General features: G+C 77.0%; 1 protein-coding gene. It reads left to right on the plus strand.

Annotated elements, in window-relative coordinates; genetic code table 11:
• The coding region (locus HMPREF3105_RS00830) for a hypothetical protein (RefSeq protein WP_070708544.1) at positions 1–1,166 on the plus strand (1,166 nt) is incomplete at both ends.

Consider the following 1,166-nt stretch of genomic DNA (forward strand, 5'->3'; position numbering starts at 1 on the left):
TACGAGGAGGCCGAGCGCGCGGCGGCCGGCATCATGGCCGCCGAGGACGCCTCCCTGGAGGAGCTGCCGGCGCTGCTCTGGCGGGACGGCCATGACGGCCTCACCACCCGCGAGGCGGAGCGGCTCGTGCAGGACCTCGTCCAGGCGGTGCCCGAGGCCATCGTGGCCGCCCTGCTCACGGCCGCCGGCTTCCCCCTGCTCGCGGCCCTGGCGCGGATCGACGTGAAGATGCTGACGAGGGCGCAGAAGCGCGTGCTGAAGCGGCCCGTCTCCTCCGCGGCGAAGAAGGGGACGGATGCTGCGTCGGACCTCACCGAGGCGCTGCGGGTCTCCCCGGACGAGGCATGGACCGCGGTGGCGGACGCCCTGACCCTCGCCGGCGCGGCGCCCCGGGGCGCGGTGACCCCGCACGGGGCGCCGCAGGACCGGCCGACGGCGCCCGCCCTGCTGGACGGCTCGGCCACGGGGCTGGCCTCTCTCATCCCGCGCGAGGAGGGGGACGGCGACCTCACGGTCACGGAGGTGGTGCGAGAGAACGGGAGCCGCGCCTGGGTGGTGGGCCTGCCGGGCACCCGCGGCGGCCTGATCCCGGATCCCGAGTCGACCGACCCGTGGGACGCCGGCGGACTGCTGGACGCCCTCGGCTCCGAGTCCGAGGTCACGGCCCCGGCGGTGCGGGCGGCGCTCGAGGCGGCCCGCGTCCCGCACGGTGCCCCGCTCGTCCTGGCCGGCTACTCCCAGGGCGGGGTGCACGCCGTCAACCTGGCCGGGCGCGATGACTTCACGTCCGTGTATCCCGTGGCCGGCGTCATGACGGTCGCTGCGCCGTCCGGCAACGCGGTGGAGACCGGGCGGACCGCGGTGCTGGAGTTCTCCTCGGACGGGGACCTGGCCGTCGCCGCGGACGGGGCGCCCACCCCCGTCTCATCGCGCCGGGCCGAGGTGGTCTTCCACCCGGCCGGCCACGGGTGGGATGCGCCCGGGGGCGGCTTTCGGACCGCCTCTCCGCTGGCGGTCGAGGACGACCTGGGCGTCGCCCACGACTTCGACGCCCAGGTGGACCTGATCCGGCAGTTCGAGGCCGCCGAGCCCGCGTCCCGGGCGGAGGTCGCCGGGCTCTCCGCCGCGTTGGCCGGGCTGACCGCCGGCACCGTGGCCTCGAGCCG

Origin of the sequence: Micrococcus sp. HMSC31B01 (genome assembly GCF_001816085.1) — a bacterium.
GTDB lineage: Bacteria > Actinomycetota > Actinomycetes > Actinomycetales > Micrococcaceae > Micrococcus > Micrococcus luteus.